The following is a 22,863-nucleotide window of genomic DNA, read 5'->3' as shown; positions in this document are numbered from 1 at the left end:
TGGGCGTTCTTCCCGGTCGCCGCGCCGCATCTCGCCCGCGTACCGCTCAACACACACCTGGGGCTGATGTGGCCCGTGGGACGCATGAGGATTCACACCACACGCAGAGGCCCCACGCGCACCAGCCGTGTGTTGAGCGGTACGGGGGCGGTGACCTCACCGGGCCCGGATGGCTTCCAGACAGGCCACGACATCTGCCACGAGGCGGTCCGGGTGATACACGGCATCCGCATAGGCGAAGCGGATGACGCTCCCCCGCTCGGCGACGATCCCGCGATCGCGCCGCCGGTCTTGAGTGAACTGGCCAGGGTCGCTGTGGTAGCTCTTGCCGTCGATCTCGACGTACAGAATGCCCTCGACGAGGAAGTCCGCGCGCTTGCCGTTGCCGAGTGGAGCCTGGACCACCACATGCAGGCCTGCTGCGCGCATGGCCACTCGCGCGCATGTCTCCGGCACTGACCCCGCACCGGGATCCGCCGCACATTCTAGCCAGCGCCTTCTGGCGAGCGGCGTCACGGTGAAGTCTGCGATCTGGGAGCGCCGCAGGGCACCTAGCGCGAGCGCGTGGTCGATGGCGACCAACTGAGCGAGGGGGCTCACGCAGTGACTCATCATGTCGAGCGCTCGTCCTACGGACACCACACGGTTCCCGGGTGTGTGGGTGCGCGTCCTGTGGAGCAACACCCCCTCACGCGCCTTCGAGTCACTCGCCGTGCCGCCGCGCCCCGCCGCGATCTCCAAGTGAAGCCCTTCTGGGGCATCGAGCAACCGAAGCCCGTGCTCCCGCGCCGCGCTGACACACGTCACCCGCGCGTCGAAGTAGCAGGCGTGAGCCGCATAGGCGTAGGTATGCGGCAGAGTGAGCACTCCGGTCAGCGGCCGTGACAGGGCGCCGTCACGCACGGCGGCATCGATCGCGCGCCTCGAGACCCCTTGCGCAAGGAGTGTGCCGCGGCGCGCGGCGCCGCCGAGCCTCATGACGGCGCGCACCGGGTCCATCGCCCCACCGTGCGCGACCCGCGCCATGAAGGGGGCTGGCACCCGCGTGTCTGGGGAGAACGACCCGGAACCGCACGCCTGTGGACGGCGCCTGGGCATCGCGCTGCCCGGTCCCGCTGTCGGCGTCCCCCGTACCGCTCAACACACACTTGGGGCTGATGGGGCGTGCAGGGCTGGTGTGCATGCACACGGGCCACATGCGCCCCACGCGCACCAGCTGTGTGTTGAGCGGTACGCGGGGCAGGCGGGAGCCCGGTCAGATGGTGTAGTCGCCGCCCGCGGAAGCCGTCAGGTAGCGCACCACCGCCGCAGCGCACTCCTCGACCGACTCACCGTTGGCGCCGACCACCACGTCCGCATCAGTGGGCGTCTCATACGGGTCGGAGATGCCGGTGAACTCCGCAATCTCCCCGCGCCGCGCGGCCGCGTACAGCCCCTTGCGGTCCCGCTCCTCACAGACCTCCAACGGAGTCGCCACGTGCACCAGCACAAAGCGGCCCACGCGCTCGGCCATGGCGCGCATCTCGGCGCGCATCGACTCGTAGGGCGCGATGGGAGCGCAGATCGCCATGCCTCCATGCGACGACACCAGCGACCCCACCCAGCCAATGCGGCGCACGTTCAGTTCCCGGTCGGAACGCGAGAAACCCAGGCCGGAGGACAGCATCGCCCGCACCTCGTCGCCGTCCAGGAGCGTCACGCGCTGCGAACCCTCGGCGCGCAGGCGGCGAGTGACCTGACGCGCGATGGTCGACTTGCCGGATCCGGACAGCCCGGTGAACAGCACCACCGCGCCATCGCCCGGCGCGCGCGTGGACCCGCGCTGCACCACCACGTTGGAGGCACACACCACGGAGGCGAGGTGCTCGAGCAGCTCGACTGAGGCGTCGCCCGACACATGCTCGGCCGCCGGGCGCGGCAGCACCCGCACGTCCAGTCCGTCACGCTTCAATGACCGCACCGACGCCGACAGCGCCGAGGGCTCCCCCTCATCGAGCACGATCACGGTCCCGGACAACCCGCCGGTAAACCGTCCCATCACCAGGGTCGCGTCCTCCGCGAGGTCGTCGAACGCGCCGGGGCGCAGTTCAGCCAGTACCGGCAGTGACGGCTCGCGCAGCATCGTCACCGGCCCAGCGATCCACGTGCCCGCGGCCGAGGTCCGCCTGTCCGAAACCTCGACCGTCGCGATCGGCGTCGCCTCGGTGTCGAGCAGGGTCACCGTCCGCCCGGGTGCCATGTCCGGGATTCGCAGCGTCGCGATATGCGCGCCCGCTACCAGGGAGGCACTGACGGCGGCCGATGCCTGGGTCGCCCCAGCGGCCGGCAGCGAGTATCGAGGGGTCGGGCCGTAGGCGCCGATGCGCAACAACTCGAGTTCATTGAGCTGCAGTGGGCTCAGGCGAACGCCGTGCATCACTTCTCCTGGTGGGGGTCGGCCGGGGACGCGGGCGAAGACAGCTCGTCCGAAGACGAGGACGAAGACGAGGACAACGACGAACCAGACGAAGACGAATCAGCCGACAACTCCGTCGCCGCCCCGCCCTTCTCCTGGAACGTAAAGAAGGCGAAGCCCAGGCGGTGACGGATCCAGCCCCACGCGAGCGTGCCGAGCACCATCTGGGCGCCCACCACGGAGAACGCGATGGTGTTCGACAGGCCCATCATCTTGAGGCCCGACAGCGTCAGCACAAAGACCAGCGCGCGGCGCACGATCCCGCCGGAGACCCGCGAGGACAGCTGCGCTCCCAGGTACGTGCCGGGGATCGAGCCAACAATCACCGGCAGCGTCACCGACCAGTCCACGTCACCAAACGCGAGGTGCGCTACCGAGGCAGCGACCACCAGCGGCACCGCCTGCACCAGGTCGGTTCCCACCAGCTGGTTCGCCTTCAGCGCCGGGTACAGCGCCATCAGAGCAATGATGATCAGCGAGCCAGAGCCCACGGAGGTTAGCCCCACCATGAGCCCGCCGAACACGCCCACCAGGATGGTCGGCACCGGACGCGGCACCACCACAGGCTTGTCGAACGGCAGCGCCGTCGCCCGCCCGTCGCGCACCATCGCCCGCTCGCGCAGTCGCAGATACGCGCGCACGGCCAAGCCGCCCGCAGCGATCACTAGCACCACGCCCAGCGCGTGCTTCACAAAGCTCTGCAGCGCCTCGGGATCGATCAGGAAGTGCGCCGCCACCACGCCCAAAAACGCGGACGGCACCGACCCGTACACCAACAACCGCACTAGCTGCCAGTTCACGGTCTTGTTCCGAATATGCACCCACGAGCCCGCGGGCTTCATGAACGCGGACGCCACCACGTCGGAGGACACGGCGGTCACCGGCGGGATGCCAAAGAAGAACACGAGCGTCGGCGTCATCAGGGCGCCGCCGCCCATGCCCGTCAGCCCGACGACCACGCCGATGCCGAGCGCCGCGAGGACGAGGAGGGCAATCTCCATCGTTAGTTGCGGATCACTCCGGCGCCGACGGTGCGGTTGGTCGCCTCGTCGATCAGGATGAAGGAGCCCGTGATGCGGTTCTCGGCATAGTCGTCCACCAGGAGCGGCGACGTCACACGGAGCGACACACGGCCGATGCTGTTGAGACCCAGTTCGGTCGCCTCCTGGTCGCGGTGAAGGGTGTTCACGTTGAGCTCGTAGGCGATGTCCTTGACCATGGCGCGCGCCATGCGCGAGGTGTGGAGGATCGACACCTTGTCACGCACCTTCAGCGCGGACGCGTCCATCCAGCACACCGTCGCCTCGACGTCCTGCGTGGGCTCCGGGTGGTTACCCTTGCGGCACAGAATGTCGCCACGGGACAGGTCAATCTCGTCCTCGAGGCGCACGGTCACCGACATGGGCGGGTACGCGGCGTCGACGGGACCATTCGGCCCGTCGATCGCGGCCACACGGGTCGACAGACCCGAGGGCAGCGCCATGACCTCGTCGCCCACCTTCAGGATGCCGGATGCCACCTGGCCCGCGAAGCCCCGATAATCCGGATGCTCGGCGGTCTGCGGGCGCACTACGAACTGGATCGGGAAGCGCACGTCCTGCAGGTTCCGGTCGGAGCCGATGTGCACGTTCTCCAAGTGATAGAGCAGCGACGTGCCGCCGTACCAGTCCATGTTGGCGGAACGGTCCACGATGTTGTCGCCCAGCAGGGCCGACACCGGGATGGCGGTGAGGTCGGGGATATCGAGCTTCGAGGCAAACTCCGTGAACTCGCGGTAGATCTCGTCGAAGCGCTCCTCGGACCAGTCCACCAGGTCCATCTTGTTGACCGCGAGCACCACGTGGGGCACGCGCAGCAGCGAGGAGATGGTGGCGTGGCGGCGCGACTGCTCGGTCAGACCCTTGCGGGCGTCCACCAGGATGATCGCCAGGTCCGCCGTCGAGGCGCCGGTCACCATGTTGCGCGTGTACTGCTGATGACCAGGAGTGTCCGCGATGATGAACTTGCGCTTGGGGGTCGCAAAGTACCGGTAAGCCACGTCGATCGTGATGCCCTGCTCACGCTCGGCGCGCAGGCCGTCGGTGAGGAGCGCCAGGTCGGTGGTCTCGGCGCCACGGTTCTTGGACGCGAGCTCGATGGACTCAAGCTGGTCCTCGAAGATCGACTTGGAGTCGTACAGCAGACGGCCGATGAGGGTGGACTTGCCGTCGTCGACGGAGCCGGCGGTAGCGAAACGCAGAAGGTCCATTAGAAGTACCCCTCCTTCTTGCGGTCCTCCATGGCGGCCTCGGACACTCGGTCGTCGCCGCGGGTGGCACCGCGCTCGGTCAGGCGGGTAGCCGCCGTCTCCTCGATGATCTTGTCGATGGTGTCCGCCTGGGACTCGACGGCCGCGGTCAGCGTCGCGTCGCCCACGGTGCGGTAACGCACCATGCGGACCTCGGTCGGCACGCCCTCCGGCGGCACCGCGAACTCGTTGGCGGCCATCCACATGCCGTCGCGGACAAACACCTCGCGCTCGTGCGCGTAATAGATCGAGGGCACCTCGATCTCGCGCGAGCGGATGTAGTCCCAGATGTCCAGCTCGGTCCAGTTGGACAGCGGGAACACGCGGATGGACTCGCCGGGGTGCACCTTGCCGTTGTAGAGGTTCCACAGCTCGGGGCGCTGGTTGCGGGGGTCCCACTGGCCAAACTCGTCGCGGAAGGAGAACACACGCTCCTTGGCGCGGGCCTTCTCCTCGTCGCGGCGGGCGCCGCCCATGCAGGCGTCGAAGCGGTTGTCCTCGATGGTTTCGAGCAGCACCGGCGTCTGAATGCGGTTGCGCGAGCCGTCGGGCGCCTCGCGCACCTTGCCCGCGTCGATGGCCTCCTGCACGGAGCCCACCACCAGCTTCAGGCCGTACTGCTCGACCACGCGGTCGCGGTACTCGATGACCTCGGGGAAGTTCTGGCCGGTGTCGATGTGCACCACGGGCATGGGCACGGGGGCCGGGGCGAACGCCTTGATCGCGAGGTGCAGCAGACAGATCGAGTCCTTGCCTCCCGAGAACAGCAGGGCGGGCCTCTCCATCTGCGCGACAACCTCGCGAATGATGTGGATGGCCTCCGCCTCGAGCGCGTCGAGCTGGCTCAACGCGTGGGACGCGGGTTGGGTCATGCTTCTTCTCCAGACGTTGCGGCGGCGATGGCCTCGAGGATGCGCTCGGCAAGCTCGGGGCGGCACACGACCAGGTCGGGCAGGTAGGGATCGGCCTCATTGTAGACAAGGGGCGTTCCGTCGATCCGGGAGCAGAACAGCCCCGCGGCACGGGCAATGGCGATGGGCGCGGCCGAGTCCCACTGGTACTGGCCGCCCGCGTGCACGTAGGCGTCGACCTGGCCGCGCACCACGGCGGCGATCTTCACGCCCGCGGAGCCCATGGGAATCAGCTCGGCATCGAGGGCTTCGCGCACAGGCTCCGTGATGGCCGGCGGCCGCGAACGCGACACGGCGAGGCGGATCCGTCCGTCTCGGGGGCCGATGCCGTCCACAGTTTCCGTGTCGAGCACCAGGTCTTCGCCCGGGATGGCGACGGCTGCCGCCGTCAGCTCGCCGGGGTAACTTCCAGCGGCCGACGCGTCACTTGGCTTGGCACCCCGGGTCCACAAGGCGACGTGGACGGCCCAGTCGGCGCGTCCCTCGGAGTACTCGCGGGTGCCGTCGAGGGGGTCAATGATCCACACGCGGTCGGCCGTGAGGCGCTCGGCGGAGTCCCGCGCCTCCTCTGACAGCACGGCATCGGCAGGAAAACGTGAGGCGAGCAGGGCCGCGATGCGCTCCTGCGCCTTCGCGTCACCGGCCTTGCCGCGGGCCTTGCCGTCGAAGTCCTCGGAGAACCCGGCGCGCACCTCGAGCAGCACCTCGCCGGCCTCGCGCGCGATCTCAGCCGCGGCTGCGGCGTCTACAGCAGTCAGTGTGATCTCCCCCAACGGTGGTCGTTTCAGAACCCTACCGTTTCAGTAGGCGTGTCACGCACTGGAGAGCCAGAGGTCCACCACATACCTCGGGGGCGAACCGACTGAGTCGATCCGCCCCCAAGGCGATGAGCATTAGGGCAGCATGCCTGCGGCAGTGTCGACCGTCCACGACTGTGCGGTCGTGAGGTCCTTCACGGCCCAGCGCCAGCTCTCGCCGTTGTCGCGGTACGACAGGAGCTCGGAGGTACCGTCCTCCGTCACGTCCGCGGTGCGGTACGACGTCGCGTCCCAGCCCAGGTTGTGCCACACGGTCGTGTAGCCGGTACCGGTCCACGAGATGACCGCGAACTGCGCCACCTTGCCGGGGCGTGCCTTGAAGGTCACGATGTCCGCGATGCCGTCACCGGTCACGTCGTCGAGCGAGGACTCCACGCCGTCGTCCCAGTTGCCCGTGGTGTACACGAACGCGCCGGTGACGCCGTCGAGGACCCACCATTCCTGGGCCTGGCCGGTGCGGTTGCGCCCGATGACCGTGTCCTCCACGTCGTCGCCGTTCACGTCGCCGCGAAGGATCGTGTTGCCCACGCCCCAACCGGTGGTGAAGTAGGCGGGAGTTGCGGTCATGCCGTCCCAGCGCCAGATCTCCGACTTCTTGTCTGCCCGCTGGCGAATCACCTCGAACTCGACGGTGCCGTCGCCGTCACGGTCCCAGGTGGTGAGCTCCGAATCGGTGCTGTAACCCATCTTGGCGACCTTGCTGGTGCGATCCGCAAGGTCGACCACGGCCACGACATTCATGCGGTCGGCCCAGGATCCAGACAGGACCAGTTCGGCGCCGGGAGTGCCGTCGACCTCTTCCCACGTGACCTCGCCGGTCGTGGGGGTGCGCACGTCGACGGTGCCTGCACCGTCTTCGTCATCCCACACCCACGCGAAGGTGTTGGTGATCGCGTTGGGTCGGATGGCCACGATCTCGCGATCGCCGTCACCGTCCACGTCCATGCGGTCCCACACGCTGCCGGTGTCCCAGCCCAGGTTCGAGACGTACTCGACGGAGTCTGTGCTGGGGCTCCAAACCCAGATCTCGGACCTGCGGCCGGTGTTCTCGAGCACCACCGAGAGGTCGGCGGCGCCGTTCCCGTCGTAGTCCTCAACCCACGTCATCCCGGCAGTGCCCCATCCGGCGGCGGCGGTGAGGTGCTCACCGGTCACTCCGTCGACCACGATCCACTGGCGGTACTGGTTGGCTGCCTGCTTCTGCCACAGCCCGTCGCCCTCGCCGTCACCGGTGAAGTCGACAGTGGACGACACCGCGGTGTACTGCGCGAGCGACGGCAGCGCCAGGTCGCGTGTGTGCACATCGCCGGGATTGACTCCGGTCCACTTGAACACGCCGAGTCCTTCGAGCTTGGCCTGCACCACGTCGCCGGGATCGACCTCGATATCAGCGGAGTAGTAGCCGTCCGGGTCGGTGGTGACCTCCACGGATCCGAGCCCGGAGATCAGGGTGAGGACGGCATCGGCCGCCCCGTTGTCACCCAGGCCCGTGATGCGACCGGAGAACGACGCGGTCGTGGCTACCTGCTCGGTGGCCAGGATGCCGTCGACGCCGTCGGTGACGGAACCTGCGGTGACCGTCACCACCGAGGCATCGTCGAGGGACGATGCCCCGGCGAAGTACGTACCAGGCTCGCCCGGCTGCTCCTCCAGGAAGGCCGTGTTGGACGAGTGGTCGCGGAAGCCCACCTTGTACTCGCCCGCGGGCAAGTCGTCGATGAGATAGTCACCCGCAGCGTCGGTGTAGCCCAGCGCCGTGGGCGATTCGCCGCCGCACTCGCTGCACTCGACCGGCTCCCAGTCACCGGCACCGGTCTGGGAGTAGACCACCACCTCGCGGCGCGCCGTCGGCGCCTCGGCGAGCGAGTCATCCGACCGCGTGACCGTTCCGGAGATCCCTCCCACGGGCTGGACCGGGAACGTCACCGCGACCGTCTCACCCGAGACCGCGTTGACGGCCAAGGCATCGGCCGCGTTCAAGGCATTCGAGTGATACTGGACCGTGGAAGGCGACCACCCCTCGTACGACATTGCCGAGAAGCTCAGCACGACCGCGCCTGTACCCAGTCCGGTGAGTTCGAGGACCTCGCCGTCGCCGACAGAGCCCTCGCCACACGCCGACGCGAGGTAAGAGCCGTCGGTAGTGCGTGCGGTGACGCAGTACCGGTCGCCTGCGGGAGCATTCTCGGCAGGAACGGACATCGTCACCTCGAGGGTGCCAGGCACGGCGAGCTCTGCCGAGATGTCCGTGCTTTCGCCCGCAACGAGATCGATCGGCGTCGCACCACCGAAGCTGGACGCGTCCTGGTACCACTCGTCGGCGCCGTCGAATCCGTAGAAGGAGGCGTAGACGTTGCCGGTCGACAGCCCGCCGAGCGAGAACGTCCCGTCCTCTTCGACACACGTGCTGCCGAGCCAGTCCTGATTGGCGTCAAAGACCTCGACGCAGCCGTAGCCTGCGAATCCGCCACCTTCCATGGTGACCGTTCCGGTCAGTGTCGCCGCAGCGCCGAGCTCGGCGTCGACCGTGGTCGTTTCGCCGCCCGCAACCGTGACGAGGGTCGCCTCATCGAAGGATGCACCGCCGTACCAACCCTTCGCGGCGTTCTCGAAGCCTTCGAACCAGAGCCGGTAGGAGCCGGCGGGGAGGCCGTCGATGAAGAAGTTGCCCTCGTCATCGGCCCAGCCCTCACCCACCCAGTCCCACGTGCCGTCGTACGCATAGACCCAGCCGTTGGTGGCGGGCTCGCCCCCGGGGACCGTCAACGCTCCGGCGATAGAGCCGGTCTGCTGCAACTGAATGTCGAGCGTCAGACCCTCGTTGGGCACCGTCACTGTGGTGGCGTCGTAGAAGGAACCCACGCCGTCGAACCACCCGCGCGCGGCATTGTCGTAGCCGCTCGCGTACAGCTTGACGTCTCCCGGGTTCATCTGCAGGGAGTAGTAGCCCTCGTCGTCGACCCAGGCGAAGGCGACCTCGTTGTAGTCGAGGTCGTAGGCGTCGATGTAGCCGCCCGTGGCCGGCTCGCCGCCCGCAACAGTGACCTGGCCCTGCAGGACGACGGGGACGGGGAGCACCGGGTCCACGGTGGTCGTCTCGCCTCCCACCACGCTCACCGACGCCGCGTCTCCAAAGGAGCTGCCGCCGTGCCACGTACGTGCGGCGTTGTCGAAGTTCTCGAACAACAGTCGGTACGAGCCAGCCGGCAGGCCGTTGATGACGAAGTCGCCATTCTCGTCGGCCCAGCCGTCGGCAACGTAGTTCTCATCCTCGTCGTACGCGGATACGGAACCGTTCCTGGCCGCTTCCCCGTTGGCGAGGGTGACGTTGCCCGAAATACTGCCGGTCTGCTCAAGCTCGATGTCGAGGGACGTCCCGCCCTGCGGCACGTTGACCACCGTGGCGTCGTCGAAATACTCGACACCGTCGTACCAGCCCGACGCACCATTGCTGAAGTAGCGCAGGCGAAGCTTGACGTCACCCGCGGGAACCTGGAGCGTGTAGGCGCCGTTCTCGTCAACCCACGTGGAGTCGAGAAGCTCGTAATTCAGGTCATATGCAGTGATGAGGCCATCAAGTGCGGCGGCCCCTCCGGTGACGGTGACCTGCCCCGACAGCATCTGCGCGGCCTGCAGGTCCATGTCGGCGGTGTCGCCCACCTGAACCGGGGTCGAGTCGTACTCCACGCCACCGCCGTACCAAGCGTCGGAGGCGCCGTCGAAGCCCGTGAACTCGAGGTAGATGTCGCCGCCGGCGAGTCCGTCGATGGTGTAGTGGCCGTTCTCATCGACGCATGCGGTACCAAGCTCTTCCCACTGGTCGAGGTCCCATGCGGTGACGCATCCACCGGTGGAGATCTCGCCGCCCACGGTCACGGTGCCGGAGATGGAACCACCCAAAGCAAGGGCAATGGTGCCAACATTGGTCGTGCCACCGTACGGGAGAGTCACGGGCGTCGCGTCGTACACGTTGTACACAGCGTCGTACCACTGCGACGGTGCACCGTCGAAGTCGGTCAGCTGGAGGAAGACCTGGCCGTCAGGCAGCTTGTCGATGCTGAAGAAGCCAGATCCAGACACCTGGTCGGAACCGAGCCAGTTTCCGTCGGCATCGGTCGCCTGGACATACCCACCTAGAGCTGGGGCGCCGTCGAGGCTCACGTAGCCCTCGACCGTGGAGGCCCGGGTCAGCGTCATCGAGATCTCAGTGGTCTCGCCCACCACCACCTCGACGGGGGCCGCATCCTCCCAGTAGCGGCCGCCACCGTAATACTCGGTGAGAGCGTCGTCGAAGGACACCTCAACGGTGTACTCGCCCGCCGGCAAGCCGGTCAGCAGGTACGTACCGGACCCGTGTCCACACTCCGACGCATACACATCGACATCGGGGTCCGTGGGCTGCACCCAGATGCAGCCGTTCGCGCTGGTGCCATCGATCGTGATGGCGATGGTGCCGCCGTCCAGCAGTTCGACGTCCTGTGTGACCTGCTCGCCCTCGGCGAGTGTCACGTAGGTGGCGTCCGCACGCCGGGTCACGCCGCCGAGCCACATGGTCGAGACCCCTTCGAAGTACTCGAACTTCAAGGTCACGTCGCCCGCGGGGAGATAACCCAGCGAATAGTGGCCGTTCTCGTCCGGAGAGGTTTGAGAGATGCGGAAACCATCGGGCGTGTAGGCGGAGACATTGCCGTACATCGCAGGCTCGCCACCGGGCATCGTCACGGTGCCGGAGACGATTCCCGTGCCGATCTCGACCGCGGGCTCGAACGCCGCGGTCGTCGTCTGACCAACCTCAACGGCGACAAACGAGGCGGAGTAGAAGTCGGTCACTGCACCGAGGAACCCCAACGCGGGTCCGCCGCTGATGCGCGCTTCCAGAGTGACGTCGCCACCGGGCACGCCCGTGAGCGTGATGGATTCCGACCCGCAATCATTGTCGACCCAGTTGTAGTCCAGGTCGTACAGCGTGACGCACACGTCGGCGTCGAGGTCGGCAAGTTCCTGCGGGAACGTCACCGTGAGCGCGCCGGCGCCGGGCAACGTCATGTCGATCGACTGCTCCTCGCCTGCGATGGCGACGATGGGCGTGGCGTACGCCTCGTCCTCGACGTCGCCGTACCAGCGGTCAAGCGCCCAGTCGACGTCCGTGACCCGCGCGTAGAGGTTGCCGTCCGGCAGTCCCTCCACTCGGAAGGTGCCGTCCTCACTAATCGAGGCCGAGCCTTGCCAGTCGCCGCGGTCGTCGTAGACAGACACGTTGCCATTGGCCGCAAGACCCAGCTCCTCGACAGAGATGGTTCCTGTCAGGACCGAGGCAAGGGACACCTGGATGTCGAGCGTGGTGTTCACGCTCGCGACCACGGTGGTGGATGTGGCGTCCTCGCGGATCTCGACAGCACCCAGGTACTCGTCCTGGCCCCAGTCGAAGGCCTGCATGTACAGGTACACGTCGCCCGCGGGCAGACCGAGGATCTCGTAGTGGCCCTGGTCGTCTACGCAGCCCTCGCCCAACCAGTCGCCGTCGGCGTCGAACGCGGTGACGCACCCCTCGAGCGCGACCTCACCGTTGGTGAGGGTCACCGAACCTGAGAGCGTGCCGGCGGGCGCGAGCACCACATCCTGGACATTCGCAGAGCCAGCCTCGAGCGAGACAGGCGTCGCCGCGGTCCGGGACTGGGCGCCGTCGAACCACGCGCCCACGGCGTTGTCGAAGTTGAAGAGGTTCAGCTTCACGCTCTCGGCCGAGAGATCGGCGAACGCGTAGGCACCGAACTCGTCGACACAGGACGAGTCGAGGAAGTCACCCGAGGCGGCGTCGTAGGCGCTAACGCAACCGTTGACCGCAATGTCGCCGCCCTCAATCGTCACCACGCCGGACAGAGTCGTCGCCGCAGCCAAGTCAATGTCGAACGTGGTGGTCTCGCCGGCCAGGACCGTCGCGGTCGTGTCCAGGCGCCCGTTCGAGGCATTGGCGAAACCCCAGACGTCCACGTACAACTCTTGGGCGTCCACGCCCTCGAACAGGTACTCGCCGTTTTGGTCCACACAGGTGCTGTCGACCCAGTTCTCGTCGAGGTCATAGAGCTCGATGCAGCCGTCGACGGCGGCCTCGCCGCCCACCGTCACGGTGCCCGCAAGTGCACCCGTCACCGGGGTCTCATAGGCGAAGTCGGCGACGTAGGTCTCACCCTCACCGAGAGTGACCTCGCCCGCCTCGTCCCACCAGTCCTCGAATCCAGCCACGCCGCTGACGAGCAGCACAAAGGCCTCGCCGGCGGGAACCTCGAGGCTGTAGTCAGCGCTCAGGTCGCACTCTTCGGCGATGATGCTCTCGTCCGAGGCCCGGTAGACCGTGAGGCAGCCCTCGGTGGCGTACTCGCCGTCGACGGTAACCGCACCAGTAACGGTGGCAGTCCCCGTGGCGGCCTGTGCCCCCACGGGATTCATCAGCGACAGCAGCAGAGCCGTGATGATCAGAGCAGCGATACGACCGGCGTAACGGGACAGCGGAATGGACGCGTAAGAACGCAAGATCCCCCCTCAGGAATGAAACGGCCCCTCAGCACGGCGCCGCACGATGGCCCGAATCTAGCGGCGCATTTGCACCCCGTCAATCGGAACAGAGGCCATTTGCCGCACACCGCAGAAATGTCCGAAATGTCTTTCTGACCGTTCAGGGACAGTTCAGAATGGAAAAATTCAGGAAACGGCGGACCGCGCCTCAAGCGCGGCGACTAGGTCGGCGAGATCGGCGTTGTCGGGCGCGAGGGCCACGGCACGCTCGGCCTCCAAGAGTGCACCGTCGGTTTCGCCCACGGTGGCGAGGGCCAGCGCGTGGCGCTGCGCGACCCACCAGTCCCGCGGGAGCCACTCGGCCATGGTTTCCCAGTTCGCGGCGGCGGCCACGGGATCCGTGGCATCCAGTGCGACGGCGCGCGCCTTGGCATGCTCCACCGAACCGGGCGTCCGGGACAAAGCGGCGTCGGCCCAGGTGACCGCAGTGGCGCCAGCGGTCGCCGCACCCGGGCCTCCGGCGTCGGTCACGCCGGCGAGGACCTGAGCGGCGTTGCCGGTGGTGTCACTGTCCCACGGGCGCAACGTCTGAGCGGTCTCGAGCGCCGCGACGTCGCCGCCCTGCTCGCCGCGAGCAAAGGGCAACTCCGCCGCCGTGGCCGTGGCGAGGACAAAGGCCCACACGGCGACGCTGGCCCACGCCGCGGGCCGCAGCCACGCACGCGTGGGAGTCTCGGCGGAGTCCGAGGCGAGCCGGTCAGCGTGGGCAGGCGGCGCGGCGATGAGTGCTCCGGCGAGCACGAGCGGAATGGCCAGCACCGCGGGACTCGTCACGCTCACCATGAGCCCGGCAACGACCGCGACCACGGCTGCGCCCGCAGCGGTCACCCACGCGCGGCCGTCGGCATCAGCCTCGCGCCATACCCTCCATCCGGCGCGCGCAGCAAGACCGACAGCCACCAGCGCCAGCACCACCAGCGCCACACCACCCGCGCCCCACACCTGCAGCACCACGTTGTGCGGCGAGTCCAGGGCCATGAAGGGGCCGACCTCGTCGTACCACTCCTGCGAATGCGCGGAGCCGACCGCATCGGCGAGACCGCTGGGCCCCCACCCCAGCCACCATTGCTCACGCAAGACGGCCCACACGTCCCCCCAGATGAGCGGGCGATCGGAGAGCCCGGCCTGAAGGTCGGCGGTGCCCAGCACGCGCCCTCGCGTCAAGGGCACGAGCAACGCCGCCACCGCTCCCACCCCAACCACGAGCGCAGGCAACAGCCACGAACGGGGACCGGACCGGCCCAGCACGCCCACAGCCGCCAGCACCACCATCGCGATCGCCAACGCCGCCAGGCCCGCACGGGATGCCGACAGCACCACGGCCGCGAGCGCGCCGAGCAGACCCACCCACAGCACCAGCGTGCGGCTGTCCCGAGGCGACCAGCCGTCGAGGGAGGCGCGCGCCGACAGCGCCCCCACCAGCACCGCCGCGAAGGTAACCCCCAGGAGCGCCTGGTCGGTGGCAGAGCCGGTCAGGCTCCCGGGACGGAGGGCGTCGGAAGAAATGGGGCGCAACCCGGCAGCCTCGAGCGCGGCCACGAACCCGAGCGCCACCGCGCACCAGGCGATGGCGCGGACAAACACACCACGCCGCGCCATGACAAGCCGCCGATCAACTCCGGGCCCTAGCAGGCGAGCCCCCGCCCACACCAGAGCCGCATAGACCGGCACGGCCACGAGTCCCTCGTAGCGGGGCCATCGACCCACCACTGCCGCCACGGGCGACTCCGACGCCAAAGAGGCCACCAGCAGCACCGCCGAGCCAAGGCCCAGACACCACAGCCACCAGCGCGGCAGCCTCCCCGCGGCCGGAGCCAGCAGCGCACAGCCCACCGCGACCACCGCCACCAACAACTTGGGCAGCACCCATCGGCTGGAGCCGCCCGGCAGGAACACCACCGTCGCCAGCGGGATCAGCCACAGCGCGCGCGTGGCCCACGCATCTCGCGCCGGAGCGGCCACGGCCCGGGACTTCGAAGTCCGCGTCTGCTGAGCCTGTGACCGTGCGGTCCGGCGACTCCCCCTCGAAGTCGCCATCCGCGTCAGTTGTCCCCGTAGACCTCGGGCTTGAGGATCGCGACGAAGGGCAGCGTGCGGTAGTGCTCCGCGTAGTCGAGCCCGTAGCCCACCACGAACTCGTTCGGGATGTCGAAGCCCAGGTAGCGCACGGGAATGTCGACCTGGGTGGCGTCGGGCTTGCGCAACAGCGCGGCGACCTCGACCGAGGCCGCACCGCGCGACTTGAGGTTCCCCAGCAGCCAGTGCAGCGTGATGCCCGAGTCAATAATGTCCTCGACGATCAGCACGTGGCGGCCGGTGAGGTCGGCGTCGAGGTCCTTGAGGATCCGCACCACGCCGGACGACTTGGTGCCCGAGCCGTACGACGAGACCGCCATCCAGTCCATCTGCACCTGCGGCGGCAGGCGCCGCGCGAGGTCGGCCATCACCATGACCGCGCCCTTCAGCACGCCCACCAGCAGCAGCTCCTCGCCCGCGTAGTCCTCGCGCACCCGCGCCGCAATTTCGTCGAGCTTCCGGCGGATCTCGTTCTCCGTGACGATGATCTTGGTGAAGTCGTCCATGTCGTACTGGGGGTCCACGGGGATCCTTCCGGGGATATCCGATGCGTCACGGCCCGCTAGGACCGGTCGCCTGTTTCTCGGGTGGGGTGGGAGATGACCAGCCTGCCATATTCGCGCCTGGCCTCGTAGCCTCCCGGCAACGAGACGGCGCCCTGGCCGCGGTAGCCGATCACCAGCTGGTCGACGGCGTTCACATGCGCCGCGGTGAGCGCACCGGCGCCGCGATGCTCGGCGAGCATCTTGATCATGCGCGAGCGGATCGCGTCGGGCAGGGCCGCGAGCATGTCGCAGCGCCACTGCTCGTCGGGCGACTGCGGGGCAGAGCCCAAGGTGGCGCGCGCCTGACGGTCCAGCTCGTCGGCGTCGGCCTGCAACAAGGCAGCGGAGCGCGCCAGCCCGGACACCACACCGGGCCCCAGCACCTCGACGAGCGCCGGCATCACCTGGGTGCGCAGCGCCGAGCGCCGCGGGCCGTCCGTCGCCGTATTGGTGGGGTCGTGCCACGGGTCCAGCCCCAAGGCCTGGCAGGCCGCGATGGTGTCCTTGCGACGCAGCGACAGCAGCGGGCGCACGATCCGCCCACGCCGTGCCGGAATCCCAGCCAAGGCACGCGCCCCGCTCCCCCGCGCCAGGGCCAGCAGGACGGTCTCGGCCTGGTCGTCCATGGTGTGGCCCGTGAGCAAATGAGGATGATGCCCGCCCACCTCGTCGATGCGCGCATTGAGCGCCGCGTACCGGGCGTTGCGGGCGGCGGCCTCGAGCCCGCCGTCGCGCCCCACGGTCACGCGCTCCACAAACACATGATGAATGCCGGCCTTGCGGACCTCGGCCGCGGCGCGTTCGGCCACCACAGCGGAGTCCGGCTGCAGCCCGTGGTCCACGATGATCGCGCCCGTGAGGTAGCCCTCCTTGCGGCCCACCCAGCCGGTGGCGGCCGCGAGCGCGAGCGAATCGGGTCCGCCCGAGCAGGCGACCCACACGCGGGTGCCGATGTCGCAACCGTCGAGGGATTCCCGCACCGCGTTGCGCACGGCGGCGACGGACGGGTGTGGTCCGGTCACGCGTTATCCCTCACAGCCACATTCTGCCAAAGCGACGACCATCTCGTCGAAAGCCTGCCGCGGTCCGCTGGGGTTGTACTCCATCCCGTCGGCCATGGCCGCGAAGGCGAGCCACCTCCCCTCGGCGGTCTGCACCACGCCCGCGAGCGCCGAGACTCCGGTGAGAGACCCGGTTTTCGCGCGCATCTGGCCCGCCGCGGCGGTGTCGACGTACCGGTTCACCACGGTGCCCTCGAGCGCACCCACGGGCAGCCAGTCCAGCAGATCGGCGGTCGCGGGAGTCGCGTACCCACCCACCAGCGTCGCGGTGAGCTGCGCGGGCGCGATGCGGTTGTTCTCGGAGAACCCCGCTCCGTCGAAGAGCTCGAGCCCACTCACGTCCACGCCCAATTCCTGAAGCCCCGCCTTCGTCGCCGCCGCCGCGCCCTCCACCGTGGTGGGCCGACCGGTCTCCATGGCGTGCACCAGGGAGGTGATCTCGGCGATGGTGTTGTCCGATTCGTACAGCGTGAGCGCCGCGACCTCGCTCAGCGGCGCGCCCTGAACGGACGCGACCACATTTCCGGCGGCCGGTGCATGGGTCACCTCCCCGTCGACGCTCACCCCACGCTCGGACAGCCGAGCGGCGAACGTTTCTCCCGCGGCGACCGAGGGGTCGTCGTAGCGGGGCGCGTAGTGGGCATCGGTCATGCGGGCGGCGTCCACAGCCAGTCCCGAGGCGGGGGCGATGTAGCCCGACGTAAGCGCGTATTCGGGCCAGTCGGGGTTCACCGGATCGGCCTCAAAAGGCGTGTCGTCGACCGCGACGGTGACGGCACCCTCGGCGAGCGCGGGCACGGCCTCCATCACGGCGGCGGCAAGATCCCCCAGCCCGGCCCAGCCGTTCGCGTCAGAACCGTCGCCGCCATGCCCCTCGTCCGCGGCGAGCAGCATGTCGCCGCCGGCCACGAGCGTGAACGTGCGCGACGACGCGTCCCACGCGACAGACGTGGTCATCCGATAGTCCGCCCCCAGGTCCGCGACCGCGGACACCGAGGTCAGCAGCTTGGTCGAGGACGCCGGCACCTGAGGATCGGAAGCGGACACGTCCCCCAGCACCTCGCCCGTCAGCAGGTCCACGACGGACACGTTGGTCGAGTCGCCCGTACGCGTGTCCGCTCTCACCGCCTCGGCCAGCTCCTGGACGTGCGCTGCCGCAGGCAGCGCCGGAGAGTCGGTGACCCCGCGGACGGCGACGCGGCCGGGGGGAGAGGCGACCACGGCATCGGCCGTCAGAAAGGGCGCAGGCTCGACAGGGAGAGGTGAGGAGGTCACGAAGCCGGGGACGGCATCGGCCGCATCCAGGGCCAGGTAGCCGGCGCCGGTTGCCAGGACCAACACAGCCCCGACTGCTACCCTTGCGCGCACGCGTCACCTCTTTTCGTGGGCCACACTAGTGCCATCACTGCCATCGACGACGCATAGGACTTTGTTATGGAATTCGACGTCACGATCGAGATCCCCAAGGGATCGCGCAATAAGTATGAGGTGGACCACGAGACCGGGCGCATCCGCCTGGACCGCATGCTGTTCACCTCGACCCGCTACCCGGACGACTACGGGTTCATCGACGGCACGCTGGGCGAGGACGGGGACCCGCTGGACGTGCTGGTGCTGCTCGAGGAGCCCACGTTCCCCGGCTGCCAGATCCGCTGCCGCGCGCTGGGTATGTTCCGCATGCGCGACGAGGCCGGCGGTGACGACAAGGTCCTCGCGGTGCCCGCGGGCGACCAGCGTCAGACCTGGCGCCGCGAGCTCAACGACGTCTCCGACTTCCACCGCCTGGAGGTCCAGCACTTCTTCGAGGTCTACAAGGACCTCGAGCCCGGCAAGTCCGTCGAGGGCGCCCACTGGGTGAGCCGCGAGGAGGCCGAGGCGGAGATCAAGGCCTCGATCGAGCGCGCCAAGGGCACGTCCTTTGCGCACATGAACCCGCTGGTGCCGCCGCCGGGGCACTAGCTGTTGGGGGCGCGACGACGCGCCCCTTCTCGTAACGCTGGGGGGCGGGATGGATGTGAGTGCGCCGGTGACGGAGGACGCGCCGGAGAGCGCGGTGCCTCTGTCGCTGGCGGCTGCTCCACCGCCGCTCGCCGCGGCCGCTCCGCGCCGCCGCGAGCGCGCCGCCTCCCCCCGCACGTGGCGCGAGCGCCTCATGGTGCGGTGGGTGGGGTACTTCCCACTCACCTGGGCCGTGGGCCTCGCATTCGTGTTCTGGCCCGTCGCCGCCCTCCTGAGCGTCGGTTCGCTGCGCCGCCGCCTGCCATGGCCCGCCGCGACCGCGCTCCTCATGGCGGGCGCACTCGCCCTTTCGGTGGTGGTGGGGGTCGCCGCGGGGCTCGGCAGCCCGGCACGCGTGCTCGGTGCGGCCACCAATATCTCCGTGTGGGTCGCGGTCGCCGGCATCATCGCCGCGGTGGCGTCGCGAGGCATGGGAGACGACTTCCTGCGGGCTCTGGTCTGGGTGGGGCTCGCGAACAGCAGCGCCGCAGTGATCGGGTGGCTGCTGGGCTCGCACGCCTCTCCCTTGCCCCTGCTTCACGGCCTGCAATACTCCGCGCCGGAGCCGGCCAGGGTGTGGCTCGACAACCTCCTCGCGGAGCAGGCGTGGTTTGGCGGACCCGTGGTGCGCTCGGCCGGCATGATGGCGTACCCCACCTGGCAGGGAGCGGTCTCCGCCGCGTCGCTGTTGCTCGCCATCGCGCTGTGGCAGCGCCGCGACATCGCACGGCGCTGGGTGCTGGTCGCGCAGATTGCTACCGCGGCCTTTGGCGTCTACGTGTCGTACTCCCGTGTGGTGTGGATGGGGCTCGCCGTCGCGCTGGCCGTCTGGCTCGTCGTGGCGCTCAGCCAGCGCATGCCAGGCGTCTGGCTCTTCACCGGCTTGCTGGCCGTGGGAGTCGCCGTGACGGCGTATGCGCTGCGCGACCATGTGGCCTCGCTCCTCGCCTCGCTCGACGAGAACCGCCCTGGCTCGTCTCAGACCCGAGAGTCCATCTACGCGGACACCCTTGCGCTCATGCGCACCCATCCGTTTCCGCTGTTGGGCTACGGCATCAAGGCCACCAGGGAGGGCTCCGAGATCAATATCGCGACGCACAGCACATATGTGGGGATCTACTACCGCGGCGGCCTCCTCGCGGTGGGAGCCCTCGCGGTGTTCCTGCTGGGACCCGTGGTGCACGCACTGCGCCACCGCTCGGCCGCTGTCGCGGCCATGGCGACCTTTCCGTTGGTGCCCCTCGCGTTCCAGGACTATGATCCCGGTCACCTGCTTCCGCTGTACACCGTGGCCGTTTTCGCCCTGGTGCCACTCGCATCGCCCCGTCCCCCGAGGAGTGCCCGATGACCGCGCTGCCCGTGCGGGTGCAACGCCGCACCCGGCTCCACGTGCCGGTGCTCGACCTTGAGGTCGCACCCGTGGATGCGGCGACCATTGTGGCGGCCATCACCGCACGCGAGGGGTGGAGGATCGCCAACCACAACCTGCATTCGGCCTACCTCACCCATGCGGGCGAAGCGTCGATGCAGCAGTGGCTCGCGAGCGCCGATGTGGTCCTCACCGACGGTTGGCCCGTGTGGGCGCTCGCGCGGCTGCGCCACCGGCGCGCGATCGGCGGCGGCACCCGCCTGGGGAGCTCGGATTGGCTCGACACCTTGCTCACCACCGATCCGGCCATCCGCGTGGTCGCCCTGGGCGGTTCTCCCGAGTCCGCCCGCCGGTGCGCCGCCAAGATGGGCGAGCGCAGCCGCCGACTCGTGTGGACGTCCTACGACGGCTTTGAATTCGCCTGGCAGGGCGGCGAGGAGTACGCCTCGTTGGACGATGCCCTCGCTGCGGCGGACCTGGTGCTTGTGGGTCTGGGCATGCCCGCCCAGGAGGAGTGGATCCTGGAGCGGCTGGACTCGCTGCCCGCCTTCACCTCTGTCGCGAACGTGGGCGGCACCTTCGACTACTACGCCGGCACCCAGTCGCGGGCGCCGCGATGGCTGGGGCGCATTGGATTGGAGTGGGCATACCGCCTGGCACGCAACCCCGCGCGGCTGTGGCACCGCTACCTGGTGGAACCGTGGAAGCTCGCGGTCTTGTTGGTGCGCCGCAAGCGTCGCTCCCCCGCTCCAGTGCCCGCCGCGCGTCCGTGACCAGCCTGACCGTGGTGGTCCCCACCCACGGCCGCGCCGCGATGCTGGGCGAGTGTCTCGACTCCATCGTGAGCCAGGCCGGCGGCCACGTGGCCCAGATCGTCGTGGTGTCCGACATCCCCGACCCTGACGCACGCAGCCAGGCCCTCGCACGGGACGGACAGAACGGCATCGCCGTCACCTACCTGGAGCGCCTGGACGGGTCGCCCGGCGTCTCCGCCTCGCGCAATGCCGGTACAGAGCTCGCGGAGGGCGGCGCGATCACGTTCCTCGACGACGATGACCTCTGGGAGCCCGGCATGGCCGCCGCGCTCGCGCACGCCTTTGACGATCAAGCGGTGGACTTCGCCCTCACCGCCATGCAGGACCAGGGCCGGAGCAGGTGGCTGACCGTACGCCCCGGCCTCGACGCTGCCGCCTACCTCGACCAGGGGGCGTTCGAATTTCCCCGCGGCGGCAACATCGCCGTCCGGGCAACCGTCTGGGCGGAGGGCCCGGGTTTCGACGCGACGCTGCCCTCGGGCGAGGATGTCGACCTCGTCGCGAGCCTCCTGCTGGACGGGCGGCGCTACGCGGCCATCAATGCCGTCGCCGTGGTGCAGCGTTCGCACGGCGACGTGCGTCTCTCGACCTCGGCACACCAGCAGCTCGAGGCGTCCCAGCGCCTGCTCGCCCGCTACGCGCCCGTCATGCTGCGTCGCACCCGCCGGTACTACCGTTTCAAGGTCGCCCACGCGCGCTGGAGGCTCGCCGACTCCCCCGCCGAGAAGGCTCGCGCCGGTGCGGTGATGCTCTTCTTCGTCACCCGCCATCAGCTCAGGCGTCTGGCGGCGGCGTGGCGCAGCCGTTGAGATCCTCGATGTCGTAACCGTACGCCGCGGCACGCTCCCCAAAGCGTGCGACGATCCGCGCGCGCACCCGCGGCAGCACCCACCTGTCCACGGCGACGTGCAGCCGCGAGTCGATCATCGCGGCCCGGGCCGCGCGCTTGGCGACCCGCGCCAGCCCCTCAGCCGATCCCTCGTTCCACGCGATGGTGCGGTTGGCCCGCGACGCCGCACGCGTGTGGGCGGCCAGCGCCGCCCACCTCTCGGCATACGGCCCGGTGTCACCTCCGCGGACCGCCTCGACCGACGGCACGGCTCCGTCCATCCCGAGCCCCCGCATCACCGATTCCACCACCGTGCCGGGATCCGCGACCAGGTGCTCGTAATGCACCACCTGGAGCCCGTCGAGCCCTGCGGCGCTGTCCGTGAAATGGTCCATGAGTCGGAACCAATTCTCCACCGTCCGCTCGAGGTCGGTCTGCAGGTAGCGGCCAGCGACGGACGCGGACCACTTCTGGACCGCGAGCGCCTGCGCGATCGGGTGGCGCATCAGGATCACGAACCGACTGTCCGGAAGGACCGCGCGCAGGAACCGCACCCGGGAGAGGTTGCTGGGAGTCTTCTCCACCAGCCACCGCGCCTGCGGATCCCAAAACGGCGACCACGCCTCCCACAGATGCGCGCGCACCTCACCCTCACGGCCCACAGCATCGCGCTCATCCATAAAAGTCTGTGGCCACGAGCCCGCGCGAGTGGTGCCGCCGCGTTGCCCGTAGGGCATGACAGTCTGCAAGTATTGCCCCTCGTCCTTAGGCACACCCGTACCCGTGAGTGAACTGGCGCCCGGAGCGGCGCCCAGCAGGCCCGCCATCAAGGTTGTACCGCTGCGGAGGCACCCACCCACAAACACCGGTACGCGCCCCCCGAACGGCTCACCCGGCGCCGGAGCCGGGGGGGTCGAGGACATGGCGCTCAACCTAGCAGCGCCAGCGAGAGCCCGAGGCGAGCCCTACGGCCGCCCGATGTATGGCATCAGGTGCGCGGTGCCCCAGCCGTAGAGCGAATGCGTCTTGGCCTTGTTCCCCGGCGTGGTGGCCTCCATGACCTGGCCGTTGCCGATGTACATCGCCACGTGAAAGATCGATTCTGCCGATAGCTCAACTCTTAGAG

The 22,863-nt window shown here is 68.9% G+C and carries 17 protein-coding genes; 4 read left to right on the top strand and 13 right to left on the bottom strand.

The genetic code is table 11. The features are described 5' to 3' along the window. Positions 1-156: 156 nt before the first annotated feature. From B7K20_RS12805 to dacB, 11 genes are all read right to left on the bottom strand, one after another. Positions 157-600: an endonuclease domain-containing protein gene (locus B7K20_RS12805; protein WP_144018453.1), complete on the bottom strand. Its 444-nt coding sequence runs from the start codon at positions 598-600 to the stop codon at positions 157-159. A 655-nt stretch (positions 601-1,255) separates the two neighbouring features. Next, positions 1,256-2,416, bottom strand: coding sequence for an adenylyl-sulfate kinase (cysC, locus tag B7K20_RS00750; RefSeq protein WP_084099601.1), 1,161 nt, complete (start codon positions 2,414-2,416; stop codon positions 1,256-1,258). Beyond that, the gene (locus B7K20_RS00745) at positions 2,416-3,456 is read right to left on the bottom strand and encodes a sulfite exporter TauE/SafE family protein (protein WP_084099600.1); all 1,041 of its coding nucleotides are present in this window, start codon (positions 3,454-3,456) and stop codon (positions 2,416-2,418) included. Before B7K20_RS00745 ends, cysC begins: the two co-directional genes overlap by 1 nt. Before the next feature lie 2 nt (positions 3,457-3,458). Further along, positions 3,459-4,703, bottom strand: a complete 1,245-nt coding sequence (locus tag B7K20_RS00740; RefSeq protein ID WP_084099599.1) for a sulfate adenylyltransferase subunit 1 — start codon at positions 4,701-4,703, stop codon at positions 3,459-3,461. Continuing rightward, a complete protein-coding gene (gene cysD / locus B7K20_RS00735; protein WP_084099598.1) occupies positions 4,703-5,614 on the bottom strand; it encodes a sulfate adenylyltransferase subunit CysD in 912 nt (303 codons plus the stop codon). The genes B7K20_RS00740 and cysD overlap by 1 nt, the downstream gene beginning before the upstream one ends. Beyond that, the gene (locus B7K20_RS00730; RefSeq protein WP_234985639.1) at positions 5,611-6,426 is read right to left on the bottom strand and encodes an inositol monophosphatase family protein; all 816 of its coding nucleotides are present in this window, start codon (positions 6,424-6,426) and stop codon (positions 5,611-5,613) included. The genes cysD and B7K20_RS00730 overlap by 4 nt, the downstream gene beginning before the upstream one ends. 120 nt (positions 6,427-6,546) lie before the next feature. Further along, positions 6,547-13,002 (bottom strand): carboxypeptidase-like regulatory domain-containing protein, encoded by a 6,456-nt coding sequence (locus B7K20_RS00725; RefSeq protein ID WP_084099597.1) that lies wholly within the window; start codon positions 13,000-13,002, stop codon positions 6,547-6,549. Between the two features lie 168 nt (positions 13,003-13,170). Continuing rightward, positions 13,171-15,006 carry an O-antigen ligase family protein gene (locus B7K20_RS00720; protein WP_159449281.1) on the bottom strand — a complete coding sequence of 612 codons (1,836 nt, stop codon included), beginning with the start codon at positions 15,004-15,006 and terminating at the stop codon, positions 13,171-13,173. Between the two features lie 80 nt (positions 15,007-15,086). Beyond that, positions 15,087-15,626 (bottom strand): hypoxanthine phosphoribosyltransferase, encoded by a 540-nt coding sequence (hpt, locus tag B7K20_RS00715; protein ID WP_084099763.1) that lies wholly within the window; start codon positions 15,624-15,626, stop codon positions 15,087-15,089. Between the two features lie 56 nt (positions 15,627-15,682). Continuing rightward, on the bottom strand, positions 15,683-16,687 hold the full coding sequence (gene tilS / locus B7K20_RS00710) for a tRNA lysidine(34) synthetase TilS (RefSeq protein WP_084099595.1): 1,005 nt from the start codon (positions 16,685-16,687) through the stop codon (positions 15,683-15,685). Between the two features lie 3 nt (positions 16,688-16,690). After that, on the bottom strand, positions 16,691-18,067 hold the full coding sequence (gene dacB, locus B7K20_RS00705; protein WP_144018452.1) for a D-alanyl-D-alanine carboxypeptidase/D-alanyl-D-alanine-endopeptidase: 1,377 nt from the start codon (positions 18,065-18,067) through the stop codon (positions 16,691-16,693). 93 nt (positions 18,068-18,160) lie between these two features. On the opposite strand from dacB, the gene B7K20_RS00700 reads away from it, so the two are divergent. The 4 genes from B7K20_RS00700 to B7K20_RS00685 all read left to right on the top strand — a co-directional run bounded on the left by B7K20_RS00700 (position 18,161) and on the right by B7K20_RS00685 (position 21,717). After that, positions 18,161-18,685, top strand: coding sequence for an inorganic diphosphatase (locus tag B7K20_RS00700; RefSeq protein WP_084099593.1), 525 nt, complete (start codon positions 18,161-18,163; stop codon positions 18,683-18,685). Positions 18,686-18,752: 67 nt separating this feature from the next. Then, positions 18,753-20,072, top strand: a complete 1,320-nt coding sequence (locus tag B7K20_RS00695; RefSeq protein ID WP_144018451.1) for an O-antigen ligase — start codon at positions 18,753-18,755, stop codon at positions 20,070-20,072. Next, entirely contained in the window at positions 20,069-20,866 is a 798-nt protein-coding gene (locus B7K20_RS00690) for a WecB/TagA/CpsF family glycosyltransferase (RefSeq protein ID WP_084099591.1), read from the top strand. Before B7K20_RS00695 ends, B7K20_RS00690 begins: the two co-directional genes overlap by 4 nt. Further along, on the top strand, positions 20,863-21,717 hold the full coding sequence (locus B7K20_RS00685; RefSeq protein WP_159449280.1) for a glycosyltransferase family A protein: 855 nt from the start codon (positions 20,863-20,865) through the stop codon (positions 21,715-21,717). The genes B7K20_RS00690 and B7K20_RS00685 overlap by 4 nt, the downstream gene beginning before the upstream one ends. Here the strand turns inward: B7K20_RS00685 and B7K20_RS00680 are convergent. Together B7K20_RS00680 and B7K20_RS13335 are read right to left on the bottom strand one after the other, a co-directional pair. Then, positions 21,683-22,660 carry a sulfotransferase gene (locus B7K20_RS00680; RefSeq protein WP_084099589.1) on the bottom strand — a complete coding sequence of 326 codons (978 nt, stop codon included), beginning with the start codon at positions 22,658-22,660 and terminating at the stop codon, positions 21,683-21,685. The two genes, B7K20_RS00685 and B7K20_RS00680, sit on opposite strands and share 35 nt — an antisense overlap. Positions 22,661-22,702: 42 nt before the next feature. Then, complete coding sequence (locus B7K20_RS13335) at positions 22,703-22,825, bottom strand: hypothetical protein (RefSeq protein ID WP_255372748.1); 123 nt, start codon at positions 22,823-22,825, stop codon at positions 22,703-22,705. Positions 22,826-22,863 lie beyond the last annotated feature (38 nt).

The sequence above is a fragment of the Demequina sp. NBRC 110051 genome (assembly GCF_002090055.1).
Lineage (GTDB): Bacteria > Actinomycetota > Actinomycetes > Actinomycetales > Demequinaceae > Demequina.
Note: the sequence above shows the minus strand (reverse complement) of the source record. Positions and strands in the feature narration are given on the sequence as shown.

Coding starts and splice junctions, on each gene's coding strand:
- B7K20_RS00690 (WP_084099591.1), top strand. CDS start 20,069: ATGACCGCGCTGCCCGTGCGGGTGCAACGCCGCACCCGGCTCCACGTG.
- B7K20_RS00740 (WP_084099599.1), bottom strand. CDS start 4,703: ATGGACCTTCTGCGTTTCGCTACCGCCGGCTCCGTCGACGACGGCAAG.
- B7K20_RS00680 (WP_084099589.1), bottom strand. CDS start 22,660: ATGTCCTCGACCCCCCCGGCTCCGGCGCCGGGTGAGCCGTTCGGGGGG.
- B7K20_RS00700 (WP_084099593.1), top strand. CDS start 18,161: ATGGAATTCGACGTCACGATCGAGATCCCCAAGGGATCGCGCAATAAG.
- hpt (WP_084099763.1), bottom strand. CDS start 15,626: ATGGACGACTTCACCAAGATCATCGTCACGGAGAACGAGATCCGCCGG.
- cysC (WP_084099601.1), bottom strand. CDS start 2,416: ATGCACGGCGTTCGCCTGAGCCCACTGCAGCTCAATGAACTCGAGTTG.
- cysD (WP_084099598.1), bottom strand. CDS start 5,614: ATGACCCAACCCGCGTCCCACGCGTTGAGCCAGCTCGACGCGCTCGAG.
- B7K20_RS00745 (WP_084099600.1), bottom strand. CDS start 3,456: ATGGAGATTGCCCTCCTCGTCCTCGCGGCGCTCGGCATCGGCGTGGTC.